Genomic DNA, 16,657 nt, shown 5'->3' on the forward strand with positions numbered 1-16,657 from the left:
TTATCCTTAGATAAATTATATTTGTTTTATTTCTTTATTTAAAGCCATAATAAAAGTTAAAATTATTAATACTATTCCTGACAATACAGGAATTATCCAAACAGCTATCCTATCTATTAATGCTCCTGATAATATCATTCCTAAAGGACTTATAGCCATACATATAGTCTGCATTAGTCCAAAAATCCTACCTCTCACATTATCAGGAATCTCTCTTTGCATAATTACCGAAATTGGAAGATTAATATAAACATTAGACATGCCCACTATAAAAGAAATTACTGCAAAATATATGAAATAACTATTTTTATTAAAAATCATGAATCTAGGTATTATAGGGATACCAATCATAATTATTAAAACATTCATAACCATAATCCCTGAAATTAATGATTTATATTTCTTTTTTCTTTCTGGTAATAAAACCATTAGAAGAGAACCTATTAACATACCTAAAGGAAATGTTCCTTCTAAAATTCCAAATTGTGTTGAAGATAGTTTAACTACGTTATTTATTATATATGGATAAGGTATATCAATACCAAAGCATACGAAAAAATTTAAAAATACTGCAAATATACTTAGTATAAATATAGTAGTTTTCCCTTTCAAAAATGAGAATCCTTCAATAAATTCCTTTCCAAAACCTTTAACTAAATTTTTTCCTTTCTCTTTCTTATTTTGCACTTCTTCTTTCTTTTCTTTTTCACCTTTATTATAATTAAAATCTATAAACATTTCTGAAATACCTGAAAATATAAAAGAAGCCGCATTTATAGTTAGAAATAATTTCATGTCCACGAAGGCAAAGATAAGTCCACCTATAAACGGTCCTCCTATTTGAGCTATAGAAGTTATAGATTGATTAAAAGAATTTGTTTTCATCAAGCTCTTATCATCTACAATGTTAGGAATAGATGCAGTGAATGGTACATCAAAAAAGGTGTTAAAAGTATTTAACAATAAATTAGCAATATAAATATAGGGTAATTTAAGTCCTTTAATACTTGAAATAGCTACAAGACCAAAAACAACCAATCCACTTAATATATCCATACTTACAACCATTCTTTTTCTGTCTACTCTATCTGCTATAATCCCTGCTATTGGTCCAAAAATTATTCTAGGAAGCATTCCAAAAATTAATGTTCCAGAAAAAGCTGTACCTGAACCTGTAGTTTTTAAAACATATAAACCTATGGCAAAGGTATATATTTGGCTTCCAAATAAAGATACCAATCTTCCAAACAACAATAAAATTATATTTGAAAGTAATCTTGTGTTTTCTTTTATATCTAATTCACAACTTTTTCTTTTTTTAACCTCCATGATATTCTCTCCTTATTAAATTACTTAGGTATATAACCGCAATTATTTTTACCATTTTATTCTATATTTATATTATAGATGATATCTTTAATAAATTCAATATACAAATTAAAATATTTTAAATAATATATTAAATTTATTAATTTTTTTAAATTTATATTTCAATATTTTTAATCGGATTATTAATTTTATTAATTTAGATTTATATTTACTCATTCTAATGATTTAAAATACAATTTATCAACATACCCGCATTAAAAAAGCATGTAGAATCATATTTTCTACACGCTCTAGTATTTCATTTTATATTATTTATATTGGTACATACTCTTTCATTATACTTTTCGCACTCTTTAATCCATCAACATTAGCTAACATAATTCCGCCTACAAAGCCATTCTACTCCTTTTTCTATGGCTTTTTTGTTAAACTCATAAAACTCTTCTTTACCATGATTTTTTAATGCTTCTAAAATACCCTCCATAGAAATTATTCCTGTTTTTTTAATCAATGCTCCTAAAAGTACCATGTTAGCTATTTTTTTATCTCCAATTTTCTCTGCTTCTCTTTGAGCTGCAATGCTTATTACATAAATATCTTCTCTTTCTGGTGGTCTATCTACAATATCTTCATCCATAATCAATAATCCTCCTTTTTTCAAAAGAGGTTCAAATTTATCTAAAGATGGTCTATTCATAACTACTATAGTAGATGGTTGTGTAATTATCGGAGACCCAATAGGTTCATCTGATACTATTACCGAACAGTTGCAAGTACCCCCTCTCATTTCTGGTCCATAAGATGGAAGCCATGAAACATACTTATCAGCCTCCATTCCTGCATAAGCCAAAAATTTACCCATTAGAAGTATTCCTTGTCCTCCAAAACCAGCAAATATTACTTCCTGCATTAACATACTATTTCACCTCACCTGTAGTATCTTTTTTTACTCCCAGTGAATAATAAGGCATCATATTTTTACACAACCATTCCATAGCCTCCTTAGGTGATAATCCCCAATTAGTAGGACAAGTTGAAAGTACTTCTACAAGTGAAAAACCTTTGCCATCTATTTGAGCTTTGAAAGCTTTTTTTATTGCTTTTTTTGCCTTAATTATATTTGGAACACTATCAACAGAAACTCTTTCTACATAACAAGCTCCTGTTAAAGTTGAAATCATTTCCGAAATTCTAATAGGATATCCAGCACATTCAGTATCTCTTCCATAAGGTGTAGTTTCTGTTACTTGTCCTGGAAGAGTTGTTGGAGCCATCTGTCCTCCAGTCATTCCATATATACAGTTATTTATAAAAACAGTAGTTATCTTTTCTCCCCTTACAGCAGCATGAACTATTTCAGCAGTTCCAATAGCAGCAAGATCTCCATCTCCTTGATAAGTAAAAACAACCGAATCTGGATTACCTCTTTTTATACCTGTGGCAACAGCAGGTGCTCTACCATGAGCAGCCTGAAACATATCGCATGCAAAATAATCATAAGCCAGAACTGAACAGCCAACAGGTGCAACACCTATTGTTATATCCAAAATTTCAAGTTCATCTATAACTTCAGCAACTAATCTGTGTATAATTCCATGAGTGCATCCTGGACAATAATGAGTAGGAACATCTAGTAATGCTTTAGGTCGCTGAAATATTACAGCCATTATTTTGCACCCCCTATTATTTCTTTAATCTTAGATAAAATATCATTTGGATGAGGAATCATACCACCTGTTCTTCCATAAAAAGCTACAGGTTTTCTTCCTTCAACAGCAAGTCTCACATCTTCAACCATTTGACCGCAGCTCATTTCAACAGACAAATATCCGAATTTAGTTTTATTTATTGTATTCTCAAAAGCTTTATTTGGATATGGCCATAATGTTATAGGTCTTATTAACCCCAATTTTATGCCCTCTTTCTCAGCAGTTTTAATAACATTTTTGCATATTCTCGAAGTAGTTCCATAAGAAACTAAAACTAAATCATTTTCTCTATCACACTTGTATTCTTCATATTTAACTTCTTTATTTTTAATCTCTTCGTATTTTTTTAGAAGATGAAGATTATGTTTTTCAAGCTCTTCTGTTTTTAGATAAAGTGAATTTATTACATGATGCTTATCTCTTCCACGTCGTCCATTAGCAGCCCATTCACTTTTATCTGGAAGTTCTCTTTTAATTCTTTCTTTAAATTCAACAGGCTCCATCATTTGACCAAGCATTCCGTCTCCCATCACCATACAAGGAGTTCTATATATATCCGCTGCATCAAAAGCCTCTCCTATTAAATCTACCATTTCTTGAATTGAACATGGTGCATATACTGGCATATGAAAATCTCCATGCCCTCCCCCTTTTGTAGCTTGAAAATAATCAGATTGAGCAGGTTGTATACCTCCAAGACCAGGACCACCTCTTACAATATTTATAATTACACAAGGAAGTTCAGCTCCAGCAATATATGATATACCTTCAGATTTTAAGCTTATTCCTGGACTTGAAGAAGATGTCATACACCTTTTCCCCGTTCCAGCACATCCATAAATCATATTAATTGCTGCAATTTCACTTTCAGCCTGGAGAAATATCCTTCCTATTTTAGGCATTCTTCTAGCCAAGTATGCTGCCACCTCTGTTTGAGGTGTTATTGGATATCCAAAAAAGCATTGACAATTTGCTCTAATAGCAGCTTCCCCAATAGCTTCATTTCCTTTCATTAGAAGCTTTTCACTCATTAAATATCCCCCCTCTTTTTTATTTTTCCACAGTAATAACGCAGTCTGGGCATATTTTTCCACATGAAGCACACCCTATACATTTACTCATGTCCTCATCCTCTACTGAAGCTGGATGATATCCTTTAATATTAAGTTTATGTGAAAACTTAATAATCTTTTTAGGACAGACACCTATACATAATCCACATCCTTTACACCTATCCTCTCTAAAGGTTACCTTAGACATAAAACTCCTCCTTTATTTTGGGGTTATACTTCCCAATACTTTTTCATGTAAATATCTATTGGAAATATTTCACCTTTAACTTTTCCCTCTATTTGATTTTTAAAATCTCTTGTGCAAACAATATATTTATATGGGATATTTAACTTTTTAGACATATACGAAACTACTTTATCACCTTTTAAAATATGTTCTACTTTTGTCTCATAGGAAAGATTTGTATTTGATATTAGATGTGTTACTTTTAGTCTAGAAGCCTTTTCTATCTGGTTTAAAAACTCCTCTGTAGACTTTGAATCTGCTGTGAAAGGTCGATTATTGTTTATAACAAAATACATTTCATAAGGCTCTTTCTTAAAATACTGGTTATACCGCCCAAGTACAACTGCTCCAACATCATCTCCTCCAACGTCTATAACAACTTCATAGCTCTTATCATTAAAAATTGCATTTATTTCTGAAGGAATAACCATTAATTCTGCATTAACATAACTCAAATTTGAACTTATTACTCTTATCCCCGCATCTTCAAGTAAATCTTTTATACCTCTTATGCAAAAATAAGGATTAACTATGTCAATATCTACTATAACCACTTTTTCACCAAATTTAGCTAGATTCAGAGCATAGTTTATAGCAATTTCTGTTTTTCCACTGCCAAAATGCCCAGAAAATATTCTTATTCTGCTCATGTAATCACCTTATTCTATTAATTATATAAAGATAACCTTATAGTAAAGTAAATAATTACTGTTATTTATTATTTTCAGTTTTTGCCGTATACTACATAATATGAAATTTTCATTATTTTGATAGAAATTTAAAAAATAAAAACAAAGAACATCTAAGATGAATGTCTTAGATGTTCTCTTATATTTTAATTCTATTTTAATTTAGTATTGTTTTGCTTTTTCTTCTCCATTTAATACTCTAAGTCCACCTTGAGTTAATGCTAACAGTTCATCTTCTCTAAGATAAACTGTTACTGGTAAAATAAATCCAACTCTTTCTTTTATAGCTTCTGTAACTTCTTTACTATACTCTATTCATTACCTTATAACAAAGTAATTTTTTCTATTACAGTGGTGCATACTCTTTCATTATACTTTCCGCACTCTTTAATCCATCAACAGCTGCTGACATAATTCCACCTGCAAAGCCAGCCCCTTCCCCTGAAGGATACAATCCTTCTAATGATATACTCTGCAGTTTTTCATTTCTTTCAATTTTAACTGGTGCCGAAGTTCTTGTTTCTATTCCCGTTAAAATAGCATCCTTTTGTGCAAATCCATTAATTCTTTTATCAAATTTTATTAATCCGTCCTTTAATGTATCTACAACTCCTCCTGGAAGACATTCTTTTAAATTAGCAAATGTATAACCTGGTTTATATGTTGGAGTTACACTTCCAAGTTTTGTACTTACTTTGTCCTCTAAAAAATCTCCTACCAATTGAATAGGTGCATGATAATTTTCTCCACCTAATTTATAAGCTAAACTTTCATAGTGTCTTTGAAATTCCATTCCTTTTAAAGGAGTATCTCCACTAAAATCATTTTGTCCAACAGTCACTACTAAAGCTGCATTAGCATTTTCTTTATCTCTGCTGTAGTAGCTCATTCCATTAGTAACAAGTCCTCCTTCTTCAGATGCTGCTGCAACAACTTCTCCTCCTGGACACATACAGAAGCTATAAACTCCTCTATTAGTTTTTTCACTTGTATATGTTAATTTATAATCTGCAGCTTTAAGTCTCTTATGATTTGCAAATTTTCCATATTGATTCTCATTTATAAGCATTTGAGGATGCTCTATTCTCACTCCAATAGCAAAAGGCTTAGAACTCATGAAAATCCCTCTCTTATATAGCATTTCATAAGTATCCCTTGAACTATGCCCAAGAGCAAGGATAAGCGCTTCACAAGGAATTTCTTCTCCATTTACCACAATTCCATAAAGCTTATTATCCTTTATTTTAAGATCTTCAAGCTTACTATTAAATCTTACTTTCCCACCTAAACTTATAATTTTTTCTCTGATATTTTTAACTACGTCCTTTAATATATCTGTTCCTATATGCGGCTTACCCTTATACATTATTTCCTCTGGAGCACCTGATTTTATAAATTTCTCAAGAATATAATCACATCTTGAATCCTTTATTCTAGTAGTAAGCTTTCCATCTGAAAAAGTTCCTGCACCACCTTCTCCAAATTGAACATTGGAATTTAAATTTAACTTATCACCTTTCCAAAAACCTTCTACTGACTTTGTTCTATCTTCTACTTTTTCTCCTCTTTCAATAACTATAGGTCTATATCCTTTTTCCGCCATTAAAAGAGCAGCAAACATCCCTGCTGGACCCATTCCAACTATAACAGGTCTATGAAGCATCTTTTTACTTCCAAGGTTAAATTCCGAATCGTACTTAACCTTTTCTATTTTTACATCTTTACTATTAGCTCTTGCTACTACTCTGGACTCTCTCTCACATTCCACTTCTACACTATAACTAAACTTTATACTGTTCTTTTTTCTTGCATCAATAGACTCTCTAAGAATCTTTAGTTTTTTTATATTACTTTCATTAATTCTTAATTTTTTTGCAGCCTTCTTTTTTAATAAATCTATCTCTTCTTCTATATCTAATACTATATTGTTTATTCTAATTGTCATACTTCTCCTCCAAAATATCCACAATGTATTTAATTATTTTTTAATTATTAACAGTTGTGCTGTTTGTTATACTTTTCTTCTGTGAATTATCTTCTTTATCTTTACCTTTTACTGTCTCTTTGTTCTTAACTATATTTACTTTTACAAATTCAATGTTTTGTGATATTTTAGTTACTCCTGGTGGCAATTCTATACTTATAGGAATAGTATATTCACCTTCCTCTAAAGATTCTAAATTAACAAGGCATCGTATATCGCTACTAGTTAAATTATTTACTATATCCCTTCCCCCTGAAACTACCAAAGATACACTATCTTTTTCTAGGTTTACGCTAACTCCTTCTGGTAAGTTTTTAACCTTAACATTTATATTTATATTCTTTTGAACTATCTTATCTAAAATGATCTGTGTATTAATATACTCTTCACCTTTAACTAGCTTTATTCCAACTGGAAGAACTAACTTTAACTTCAAATCAGTTTTTTCAGAGGTCAAAATACTTAAATCTATAGGTTCTGTATCCAGCTTCTCTATTTTCACTAAGTCTTTTGGCTCTCCAGTAATTATAACTTTATCCAATTTAGGCTTAATAGATTTTAAAATAAGATCCTTATTTAATTCTCCCTTTGTTTTTATATTTATTCCTACCTGTTTTGTCTTTTGAATAGGAACTATAACATCTGCAAATTTAGGAGACAATTGAACTTCTGATACTTCTCTTCCTGTCTTATCTACTACTTTAAGAGGTGCTAGAAGACTTACATTTTTATCAGGATTGTTCATTTTAATTTCTACCAAAACTTTTTCAACTTTTTCCACATATTGTTTTGCTCCACTCACTACAACAGTACTTGGGGTTATAATTGGAGTTTCTTTATAAAAACCATTTTTAGACTCTCCATTTATTTGTGCTTTTATTGGAAATGATTTTTCAACATAATCATCTACATTTACCGTAATCCACATTGCTCCATCATTTACTATGTTAATGTTTCTATTAGGTCTTTTTAGTATATTTATAGGTATCCTATTACTACCTTTCTTCAGAGCATAAGCTCCTATATCAGCAACAATTTTAAACTCCTCTGGTCTTACTGAGTAAACATCTGCTGGTGTTCCTGTTATTCTCAATGAAGTTGTAAAATTTTGATTTGGTGAAAGTATAAACCCTGTTTGAATTAATGCCTCTTCATTAACAACCTCAATTGGAATATTGGTAACCTTATATGTTTTACTAGTCGCTTCATCATTAGAAGTATAAAGCCACAAAACAAAAGAAGCTATAACACAACATATTTTTATTATTAATTGTTGTCTGCTTTTCCTAACCATGACTTCACCTTCTCCTTGTATGTTATATTCTTGTTCTTTCTTGATGTAATAATTCTAATTAAAATATCTTTTAATTTATCTCTTGTATAGTACCTAGTTAAATTTCCATTTACAGCAAGTGAAATTATTCCTGTTTCTTCTGATACCACTATAGTTAATGCATCTGATACTTCGGACATTCCTATAGCTGCCCTATGCCTAGTTCCTAACTGCTTATTTATTGTATTATTATTTGTCAGTGGTAAAAAACACCCTGCTGCCGCAATTCTACCATTTCTAATTATTGTAGCTCCATCATGAAGAGGTGTATTTACAACAAAAATATTATCTAATAATGCAGATGAAATAACTGAATCTAACTCATTGCCCGTAGCAATTATATCTCCAAGTCCGGTAGTCTGTTCAATTACAATAAGAGCACCAGTTCTACTTTTTGATAAATTTTCTACTGCATCTACTATTTCAGTTATTATCTCGTCTGCTTTTTGTTCATTTTCAAAAATATGTTTATCTGTAAAAGTAGTTCTACCTATATGCTCAAGAGCTTTTCTTATTTCGGGCTGAAAAATTATAACAAAAGAAAGAACTCCTATAGTTAAAGTTTTACTAAGTATCCAATTTAATGTTGTTAAATGTAACAAGCTGCTGATAGGAATAAGGAATATAATTAAAAGAATACCTTTTAACAATTGTTCTGCTCTTGTTTCATTCATTAACATATATATCTTATAAAAAATATAAGAAACAACAATAATGTCTAGTACAGAATTTATACTAATGTTTTTTACTGTATTTATAATTATATTTACAACATCCACCTAGTTCACCCCTTCATTATGATATTTAATATAATTATACACTATTGTTTCTTTCTTAATAATATAAACTAGCTAAATTTATAAAATATTTTTAATCATTTTATAAGTAATTTGCAAAAGATTCTATAATATACTAGAATAATATTTTTATTATGTTAATATAAAAATATAAATATTACTATATAAAGGAGTGAATTATTTGCTTTCATCAAATAAAAAAACATTAACTACTTTACTTCTTACTTTGTCTTTTATTCTAATAGGTATAGGCGTTTTCTATGGTACTTACTACTTCTTCATAAATAAATCTTTGTCTTCTTACGAAAAAGTAGTAAAAACAGAAGTAAATAATATAAATAAGGTAAATGAGAAAACTTATTTATTTACTAAAGGTCAAACTATAGATACTGAAAAAATTAAAAATGAACTTTCCTCTTACATATCTTCATTGAAGAGTTCAGAAGAAAAACTTAAAAAATTAACTGTTACAGATAAGTATACTGATGACCATAAAAATTTACTCTTAGGTTTAAAAAATAATATATCTATATTCAATCAAATATATACAATTTGTAAAAATCCTAAAAATGTAACTCTAGAAAAAGCTTTAACCTCGCTTCAAAGCTTTAGAGATGATTGTATGAATAATTACGCTTTAGTTTCTATTAAAAATATAAAAATTAATTTACCTAAAGAATGTCTAGATTTTATAAATAATACTGCTTATTTTACTGAAAAACAAATTAGATCAAATATTGATGCTGAAATAGCAAATAGTCAAAATAAAGATTTCGTTAACTCTTTAAGTAAGCTTATTGACACATTTAATCCTATAAATAAAAATTTATCTCAGCAAATAGTTGAAGCAAGAAAAGATGATGAAGGATACGATAAATTATTAAATACTCTTGCTAGTTATCAAGACACTTTAAATAGCATAAAAAGTAAAATTTCAAACTTAACTATCCCTGAATCAGGCATACCTTTATATAAATCCTTTGTGAAGGTGTTAGATGACTATGATTCATACATACAAGATTTTACTTTCGCCGTTAAAACTGAAAAATTAACTTCTGCATCTGGATCACAAACTGAAGATTCTATAAATAAATTATATGAAGGTCCTAATGAAAAATTTAATACTTTAAACACTGATTATGATAATTTTATGGGAGAATATAATAAATTTAAAGATGAAACATCAAAATAATAAACCAAAGTGAAAAGTGACTAATTTTAGTCACTTTTTCTTTATCCTATGTAAAAATTAATATTTTTTGAATTTTTTTTTTTTTAGCGGGAACAATATCTATAGCCTACTTATTCAACTCCATAAATTTTACAAGGAGAGGATATTAAAAATGAAAAAAAAATTTGTTAGCATAATTACTCTACTTGCATTAGTAATTTCATTATTTAATTATGCCAACGCAATAGTTATCTGTGATTCTGAAACAAAGAATTTATACAAGGAGGAAGCACAAGTTGTAACTGTTTTTAATAGCAAAGGACAAAATATTTATATAACTAATTCAGATATACATTTAATGGCTCAGATAGTATATGCCGAAAGCTGTGCTGAACCTTATGAAGGAAAGGTTGCAGTAGCTTCTGTTATATTAAATAGACTTCGTGATTATAGATTTCCTAACAATATTGAAGGAGTTGTAAAACAAAAAGCTGCCTTTTCTTGTGTAAGAAACGGTAAAATCAATGTAACTCCTGATGAAAATTGTTATCGTGCTGTAAACGAAGCTTTAACTGGTAAAGATCCAACAAATAATGCTATTTACTTTTATAATCCAAAGATCGCTACATCCAAATGGATGAAAAATATAAATAAATCAAATGCTAAAAAAATTGGAAATCATATTTTTTTCGTAGTAAATTAATTAGTTTACTACATAAATCATTTCTGCTTACACATGCATATTAATTTTAATATGCCATAAAATACACAAAGCAGTTCATAATCCCTTATTATGAACTGCTTTCCTAATTAATTTTTTATTTGGTTGTTTTCATTTCTAATCTTATTTTTAGGATAAATTTTCTACTGCATTTAATACAGCAACTTGCCCTTCGCCAGCTGCCTTAATATATTGATATGGTTTACCTGTACAATCTCCTGCAGCATAGCAATTTTTAATATTTGTCTGCATTTTTCTATCTACCTTTATGTGTTCATTTTCCATTTCTAATCCTGGAACTAATTGACTAGGTGAAATACTATCCTTTAATACAAATACTCCATCGGTCTCAATTGTTTGATTTTTCATAACCAATTTATTAACCCTGTCATCTCCTACAATTTCAACTGGATTATCATTTATTACTGTTATATTTTCGTTAAGCTTATATTCACCTTTATACATAGGAATATAATATAAAGTTGATGCAAGCTCACTCACATAATTTGCTTCTTCTTCAGCTTCTTTATTATATCCTATTATAGTTACTATTTTACCTTTATATAATGGAGCATCACAGGTAGCACAATATCCTACTCCCTTACCTAAGAACTCTTCTTCTCCTTTTATCGGTTTTCCATACTGCATCCCTGTAGCTAAAATAATAGATTTGGCTTCATATGTTTTTTGATTTACCATTAAAGCAAAATAATCTCCCATGGCATAAATAGCATCTATTCGCTCTTCAGTTATTTCAATCTCCATTTTTTTAATATGTTCTTCAAAATGTTTCTTTAGCTCTTTACCTGTTACATTATAAAATCCTAAATAATTATTTATCTTAGGAGCTTTTACAAGTTTAGCACTAAAATCTTTATTTCCAAAAATAATTATATTCTTGTTTCTAATTTTTGCATTTATTGCCGCTTCAAGTCCTGCTGGACCAGAACCAATAACAGCTATATCATATCTATCACTCATATATTTACCTCCTAAATATTACAAAGCCGACAATACTTCTAAAGTATTGTCGGTCCCTTATTTATATATTAAAGATGTCTTGAAAGTATAGTTTGTATATCTTGTTTTGGTCTAAATCCTACCATAGTTTCTACTACTTCACCGTCTTTAAAAACCATAACACATGGTATGCTAGAAATTCTATATTTTTGTGCTATTGCTTGATTTTCATCAACATTAATTTTAAAGAAATTAGCCTTTTCTCCAACTTCTTCTGCTACTTCATCTATTACAGGTCCTAACATTCTGCAAGGTCCACACCATGGTGCCCAGAAATCAACAACAGTTGCTGTTTCAGAATTTATTACCTCTTGAACAAAATTTGATCCACCTATTTCTCTTACCATAATATCCCTCCACTTTTTAAGAATACTCATACCCTCTTGGGGTATATCTTATACTATTAATATAACTCTAATCTGTTTACAAGTCAAGTATTAACTTCATATTAATTAATAATTATTTGCAATTATATATCTTATTCTTTATATGCTTTATTGTTTCCCAAAGTCTTATTTTTAAGCTATGTTTTAAATAAATATTGATTTTAACAAAATACGGTATACAAAATTTTGATAATATTTTGTATACCGTATTATTTATATTCATTATTTTTTTATTATATTCCTAATAATAGAATTACTATATTGTGAATTTGGATAATTATTAATAAGCTTTGATGCATATTCCTTTGCTTTTTCTAGATTTACCTCTTTATATATAAGAGCAAGTCTATATAGTACTTCTGCCTCATAGCTTCCCTTTGAAAATCTATTATCATATTCAGAATAATACTTTATTGCACTTTCATTGTCACCAGTACCCTCATAACAAGAACCTAATACATAAATAATATGCTCATATAAATAATTATCTTTGCCGTATAAATAAGCTTTTAATAAATTATCTATAGCATTACTATATCCTTTAGAAGTCATTAAGTATTCTTTACCTTTTGTATAAAAATATTTTACTCCATCTTTCTTAAGTACTTCTTCACTTTGTGTTAATATAGTTCTATTATTTATACCTAAATTTGCATTTTTCCACTTTGAAACATATTCATGAAGTTTATTATAGTCACTTTTTTGCAAACTATTTTTTATCTCTTCATAAGGGAAAACTTCTGCTTTCTTCTTTTCAACCTCAGCCTTTTTTTTATCCTCATCTGCTTTTTTAGCAGCTGGTTCCGTTTTTTTTACTGCAACATTCTTTTTCTCTTGAACAGCTTCTGTTTTATCAACCTGATTTTTGCTTGGTAGCGCAACTTTTTTTATTGCAGGTATACCAAATTTTCCAATTGCAAAACATAATAATAATAAAACTAGAACTGTAATTATCTTTCTATATATTTTAGGATTATTTTCAAATTTTTTTCTTTTAATCCCATACTTAATCAGTTCCTTCTTATTTCTTAGGGCTACGTCATTTTTTTTATCTATTTTTAAAACTTTATTTACATACTCAGTAGCTTTTTCATACTTCCCAAGTTTTATATAGCAAGTTGCTATAGCATTATCTACATTTATACAATTATAATCACTTTCTTTACATTCCATAAGAATTTCTAAAGCTTCTTTTATATTTAACTCCTTAATTAAACCTATTGCATTTGCATACAAAGTTAATTTTTTTTCATCTTCTTTTAAACTTTGTAAATATTTCTTGGATACTCCATCATCATTAACTTCATAATTTAATTTCCAAATAGCATTTGCACTATCTATATCACCCTTTAAATAGTACAACAATCCTTTCAGATTTAAAGAAGCTCTATTCTTCATATTCGTAGATATACTTTCTTCACATATATCTATAGCTTCATCAATGTATCCACTTTGATACTTATTTAAAGCCTTTAGGTATAATTTATTTGACTTATTCATTATCCTCAGCTCTTTTTCTTCCTAAATTATTTTAAATCAATAACCATCTTTTCAGTATGATTTTTCATTAGCTCCTCATCATCATAAACTAAAATCTGAAGTTCTAATTTATTTTCAACTTTCTTAGCTGATATAACTTGTTTTCTTGAATTTTTTGTATCATATAATAGAGTAGTTTTACCTGTTTTAGTATTTATCTTATATACATTTCCACCTAATGCAACTGTACCATATCCTAAACCAACTATAGAAATAATATTTTCATCATCAATCCACTCTATAGATTTTGGTGAATTCTGATTTTCTCCCGCTACAACTTCAAGAGCCCATTTTTCTCCACTTGATAAATCTTTTAAATAAATCTTCCCTATTCCTTCTTCCTCTGCATCTGGACCTTTTCCTTCTATACATGCACTCAATTTCTTATTTACAGAATTCTCCCATTCTGTACCAAATTCTGGTTCAATCTTTTTATCTAATTGATGCTTTACAAATTTAACCGTATTTTCTTCTTCTTTTCCTGTTTCTTCCTCTTCAGCGTTGCTTTTATTATCTTTTGCACCAGATTCTTGATCCTTATTTTCTGGTATCTTGTCTTTATCTTTTATATCAGTAGTATTGTTTTTATCTGCAGCTACTTTGTTTTCTTCTACCTTATCCTTATTTTTTGTACATCCTATGAGAGAAATAGGACTTGTAATTAACAACATACACAATATAAAACTAGTAATTTTCTTATACTCAATAAATTTATTTTTAAAACTCATAAAACTCCCTCCCAAATTCTATTGTTTTTCTTTGTCATTATTTATTATACCATTTTGTACATTATATATCGTATAATCTTCTATAGAATTTTCATTAGAATCATTGTTGTTATTCATTTTTAGCTTAATTTTTATATTGTTTTCATTACTTTTTTCAATATCTACAATATTAGCTTCATTATTTTCAGTTTTATAAACTTTAAGTGCCTTTCCAGTACAAGCGTTTAATAGGTACAGTTCTTCATTCTGCACTTTATTCTCTTTTACTACTTCACTTACTACAAATAAATTTCCATCTTCACTCCACTTTACATATTTAATTAAATTCTTAGCTTCGCTATCTATTATTTTTAATGACCACTCACTATTATTTTTCAAATCTTTTATATATAACTTATTTGTGTCATTTTCTATGCTTTTATATTCTTTTTCTACTACACAATAGCTTAATCTTCTATCAGGAGAATTATACCATTTATTACTTCTTTGTAAAACTAGTTTTTCTTCTATTGATTTTTTTTCAAATTGTATTTCACTATTTAAACTCTCCTTATTAAACTCATCTTCATTTTCTAACGCCATGGTAATAAGATTTCTATCTTCTTCACTCCCCTTATCACCTTTAAATAAATCTTCATTAGAATTTTTAATATTTTCTTTTGAATTATTATTTGACCCCTCTGAAGATTTGTTATCATCAATTGTTGCTTTTTCTGTATGTTGATTTTCAACAGATGCAGTTTGTTTATTGTCTTCTTCTTTTCTAACTATTGCTGATGAATTTTCTTTTTTATCTTTCTTCAATTCTTTTTCTTCTATTTTTCCTTGTTTTTTATCTACAGAATCCATTGCAATTTTACTCTGTGATGAAATTTCCTTATCTACAGCTCTTTCAGCTACATTAACCTTATCCTGTTTAGAATTATTTCCAATATTAAATTTTGAAATAGGATTAATCATTACTATAAATGCCACTGCAGCAGCTATTGGTGCACCTATTTGAATGTATCTTCTAAAATTTCCCTTACTTTTTCTTACTATATTTTTCTTATATCTATCATGATCGATTTTTTCCATAATACTATCCTTTTGACTAGTAAAAACAACATCATCACAATTAAATGCTTCCTCAACAGCTTGTCTAAATAGCATTTCTTCATTATATAATTCCCTACATTTCATGCAAGATTTAATGTGTTCTTCCATCTCAATTTTCAAATCATCACTTATATCTTCTAATATATATTTTTCTAAGTTGTCGATGAATATCTTGCAATTCATATTCTCACCCCTTTTCGCTAATAGCTATATATTCCTTAAATTTCTCTTTTACTTTATAATATCTCCTTTTAACCGCTGATTCACTCATTTCAAGAATTTTAGATATATCATTAAAAGTTAACTTCTGCAGATATCTATGTGAAATTATTTGCTTATCTACATGTTCTAGTTTGTTTATATATTTTTCTATTTCTTTTTTTGTCTCTTTATATTCAAGATTCTGTTCTGGGGAAATTTCTTTTGAAGTTATAGGTTTTACCTCTTCTATATTTACATTTTCTATTTTTTTATACTTTCTAATATAATCAATGCATTTATTTTTAGCTATTCTTAAAATCCAATTAGAAAATTTGTATCTATTATCAAAAGTATCTAATTTATTATATACTGTTATAAATACCTCTTGAGTTATATCCTCCGAAGCTTCCTTGTCTTTAATCATACTATAAATAAATTTCAATATGGTCATTTCATATCTATTTACAATAGCTTCAAAGCTTTCTACACTTCCCTCCAAAATTTCCTGAACTAATCTTGCATCTTCTTCGCTGTTGAACAAGTGGCTCTCCCCCCTAACACCTGTCTAATAATTTATACGATAATTATACAGTAAAAGTTGTAAAAATAAAAAAAATAATGTTATATTTTCATACCCAACATATTAATTAAAT

General features: G+C 28.6%; 17 protein-coding genes and 1 pseudogene. 2 read left to right on the top strand and 16 right to left on the bottom strand.

Going from position 1 to position 16,657, the window contains the following annotated elements; genetic code table 11:
• Positions 1 to 15 precede the first annotated feature (15 nt).
• The 10 genes and pseudogenes from OXH55_RS12735 to cdaA all read right to left on the bottom strand — a co-directional run bounded on the left by OXH55_RS12735 (position 16) and on the right by cdaA (position 9,122).
• Positions 16 to 1,329 carry an MFS transporter gene (locus tag OXH55_RS12735; protein ID WP_268050358.1) on the bottom strand — a complete coding sequence of 438 codons (1,314 nt, stop codon included), beginning with the start codon at positions 1,327 to 1,329 and terminating at the stop codon, positions 16 to 18.
• A gap of 367 nt (positions 1,330 to 1,696) precedes the next feature.
• On the bottom strand, positions 1,697 to 2,245 hold the full coding sequence (locus tag OXH55_RS12740) for a 2-oxoacid:acceptor oxidoreductase family protein (protein ID WP_268050359.1): 549 nt from the start codon (positions 2,243 to 2,245) through the stop codon (positions 1,697 to 1,699).
• A gap of 1 nt (position 2,246) precedes the next feature.
• Complete coding sequence (locus OXH55_RS12745; protein WP_268050360.1) at positions 2,247 to 2,996, bottom strand: thiamine pyrophosphate-dependent enzyme; 750 nt, start codon at positions 2,994 to 2,996, stop codon at positions 2,247 to 2,249.
• Positions 2,996 to 4,069: a 3-methyl-2-oxobutanoate dehydrogenase subunit VorB gene (locus tag OXH55_RS12750; protein WP_268050361.1), complete on the bottom strand. Its 1,074-nt coding sequence runs from the start codon at positions 4,067 to 4,069 to the stop codon at positions 2,996 to 2,998. Before OXH55_RS12750 ends, OXH55_RS12745 begins: the two co-directional genes overlap by 1 nt.
• Before the next feature lie 19 nt (positions 4,070 to 4,088).
• Positions 4,089 to 4,298: a 4Fe-4S dicluster domain-containing protein gene (locus OXH55_RS12755; protein WP_268050362.1), complete on the bottom strand. Its 210-nt coding sequence runs from the start codon at positions 4,296 to 4,298 to the stop codon at positions 4,089 to 4,091.
• Positions 4,299 to 4,321: 23 nt separating this feature from the next.
• Positions 4,322 to 4,987, bottom strand: a complete 666-nt coding sequence (locus OXH55_RS12760) for a nucleotide-binding protein (protein WP_268050363.1) — start codon at positions 4,985 to 4,987, stop codon at positions 4,322 to 4,324.
• Positions 4,988 to 5,188: 201 nt separating this feature from the next.
• Positions 5,189 to 5,341, bottom strand: a pseudogene (locus OXH55_RS12765) (butyrate kinase); the annotation flags it as partial.
• Positions 5,342 to 5,372: 31 nt separating this feature from the next.
• On the bottom strand, positions 5,373 to 6,971 hold the full coding sequence (locus OXH55_RS12770; RefSeq protein WP_268050364.1) for an NAD(P)/FAD-dependent oxidoreductase: 1,599 nt from the start codon (positions 6,969 to 6,971) through the stop codon (positions 5,373 to 5,375).
• Between the two features lie 40 nt (positions 6,972 to 7,011).
• Positions 7,012 to 8,304, bottom strand: a complete 1,293-nt coding sequence (locus OXH55_RS12775) for a CdaR family protein (RefSeq protein WP_268050365.1) — start codon at positions 8,302 to 8,304, stop codon at positions 7,012 to 7,014.
• Positions 8,277 to 9,122 (bottom strand): diadenylate cyclase CdaA, encoded by an 846-nt coding sequence (gene cdaA / locus OXH55_RS12780; protein WP_268050366.1) that lies wholly within the window; start codon positions 9,120 to 9,122, stop codon positions 8,277 to 8,279. Before cdaA ends, OXH55_RS12775 begins: the two co-directional genes overlap by 28 nt.
• 199 nt (positions 9,123 to 9,321) lie before the next feature.
• Here cdaA and OXH55_RS12785 point away from each other — a divergent pair, with 199 nt between their 5' ends.
• Together OXH55_RS12785 and OXH55_RS12790 are read left to right on the top strand one after the other, a co-directional pair.
• Positions 9,322 to 10,332 (top strand): hypothetical protein, encoded by a 1,011-nt coding sequence (locus OXH55_RS12785; RefSeq protein ID WP_268050367.1) that lies wholly within the window; start codon positions 9,322 to 9,324, stop codon positions 10,330 to 10,332.
• 151 nt (positions 10,333 to 10,483) lie between these two features.
• Positions 10,484 to 11,014 (top strand): cell wall hydrolase, encoded by a 531-nt coding sequence (locus OXH55_RS12790; RefSeq protein WP_268050368.1) that lies wholly within the window; start codon positions 10,484 to 10,486, stop codon positions 11,012 to 11,014.
• Positions 11,015 to 11,161: 147 nt separating this feature from the next.
• On the opposite strand, the gene OXH55_RS12795 is transcribed toward OXH55_RS12790, so the two are convergent.
• The 6 genes from OXH55_RS12795 to OXH55_RS12820 all read right to left on the bottom strand — a co-directional run bounded on the left by OXH55_RS12795 (position 11,162) and on the right by OXH55_RS12820 (position 16,545).
• The gene (locus OXH55_RS12795; RefSeq protein ID WP_268050369.1) at positions 11,162 to 12,013 is read right to left on the bottom strand and encodes an NAD(P)/FAD-dependent oxidoreductase; all 852 of its coding nucleotides are present in this window, start codon (positions 12,011 to 12,013) and stop codon (positions 11,162 to 11,164) included.
• A 68-nt stretch (positions 12,014 to 12,081) separates the two neighbouring features.
• Entirely contained in the window at positions 12,082 to 12,399 is a 318-nt protein-coding gene (gene trxA / locus OXH55_RS12800; RefSeq protein WP_268050370.1) for a thioredoxin, read from the bottom strand.
• Between the two features lie 261 nt (positions 12,400 to 12,660).
• Positions 12,661 to 13,938, bottom strand: a complete 1,278-nt coding sequence (locus OXH55_RS12805) for a tetratricopeptide repeat protein (RefSeq protein WP_268050371.1) — start codon at positions 13,936 to 13,938, stop codon at positions 12,661 to 12,663.
• Between the two features lie 26 nt (positions 13,939 to 13,964).
• Entirely contained in the window at positions 13,965 to 14,705 is a 741-nt protein-coding gene (locus OXH55_RS12810; RefSeq protein ID WP_268050372.1) for a DUF4652 domain-containing protein, read from the bottom strand.
• 18 nt (positions 14,706 to 14,723) lie between these two features.
• Positions 14,724 to 15,986 carry a DUF4652 domain-containing protein gene (locus OXH55_RS12815; protein ID WP_268050373.1) on the bottom strand — a complete coding sequence of 421 codons (1,263 nt, stop codon included), beginning with the start codon at positions 15,984 to 15,986 and terminating at the stop codon, positions 14,724 to 14,726.
• A 4-nt stretch (positions 15,987 to 15,990) separates the two neighbouring features.
• The gene (locus tag OXH55_RS12820) at positions 15,991 to 16,545 is read right to left on the bottom strand and encodes an RNA polymerase sigma factor (RefSeq protein WP_268050374.1); all 555 of its coding nucleotides are present in this window, start codon (positions 16,543 to 16,545) and stop codon (positions 15,991 to 15,993) included.
• Positions 16,546 to 16,657: the final 112 nt, after the last annotated feature.

It is taken from the genome of Clostridium ganghwense (assembly GCF_026735165.1).
Classification (GTDB): Bacteria; Bacillota; Clostridia; order Clostridiales; family Clostridiaceae; genus Clostridium_H; species Clostridium_H ganghwense.

What these genes read in the sequence shown, in the direction of transcription:
- OXH55_RS12735 (WP_268050358.1), bottom strand. Translation starts at nt 1,329, where the DNA reads ATGGAGGTTAAAAAAAGAAAAAGTTGTGAATTAGATATAAAAGAAAAC.
- OXH55_RS12740 (WP_268050359.1), bottom strand. Translation starts at nt 2,245, where the DNA reads ATGTTAATGCAGGAAGTAATATTTGCTGGTTTTGGAGGACAAGGAATA.
- OXH55_RS12745 (WP_268050360.1), bottom strand. Translation starts at nt 2,996, where the DNA reads ATGGCTGTAATATTTCAGCGACCTAAAGCATTACTAGATGTTCCTACT.
- OXH55_RS12750 (WP_268050361.1), bottom strand. Translation starts at nt 4,069, where the DNA reads ATGAGTGAAAAGCTTCTAATGAAAGGAAATGAAGCTATTGGGGAAGCT.
- OXH55_RS12755 (WP_268050362.1), bottom strand. Translation starts at nt 4,298, where the DNA reads ATGTCTAAGGTAACCTTTAGAGAGGATAGGTGTAAAGGATGTGGATTA.
- OXH55_RS12760 (WP_268050363.1), bottom strand. Translation starts at nt 4,987, where the DNA reads ATGAGCAGAATAAGAATATTTTCTGGGCATTTTGGCAGTGGAAAAACA.
- OXH55_RS12770 (WP_268050364.1), bottom strand. Translation starts at nt 6,971, where the DNA reads ATGACAATTAGAATAAACAATATAGTATTAGATATAGAAGAAGAGATA.
- OXH55_RS12775 (WP_268050365.1), bottom strand. Translation starts at nt 8,304, where the DNA reads ATGGTTAGGAAAAGCAGACAACAATTAATAATAAAAATATGTTGTGTT.
- OXH55_RS12790 (WP_268050368.1), top strand. Translation starts at nt 10,484, where the DNA reads ATGAAAAAAAAATTTGTTAGCATAATTACTCTACTTGCATTAGTAATT.
- OXH55_RS12795 (WP_268050369.1), bottom strand. Translation starts at nt 12,013, where the DNA reads ATGAGTGATAGATATGATATAGCTGTTATTGGTTCTGGTCCAGCAGGA.
- trxA (WP_268050370.1), bottom strand. Translation starts at nt 12,399, where the DNA reads ATGGTAAGAGAAATAGGTGGATCAAATTTTGTTCAAGAGGTAATAAAT.
- OXH55_RS12805 (WP_268050371.1), bottom strand. Translation starts at nt 13,938, where the DNA reads ATGAATAAGTCAAATAAATTATACCTAAAGGCTTTAAATAAGTATCAA.
- OXH55_RS12810 (WP_268050372.1), bottom strand. Translation starts at nt 14,705, where the DNA reads ATGAGTTTTAAAAATAAATTTATTGAGTATAAGAAAATTACTAGTTTT.
- OXH55_RS12815 (WP_268050373.1), bottom strand. Translation starts at nt 15,986, where the DNA reads ATGAATTGCAAGATATTCATCGACAACTTAGAAAAATATATATTAGAA.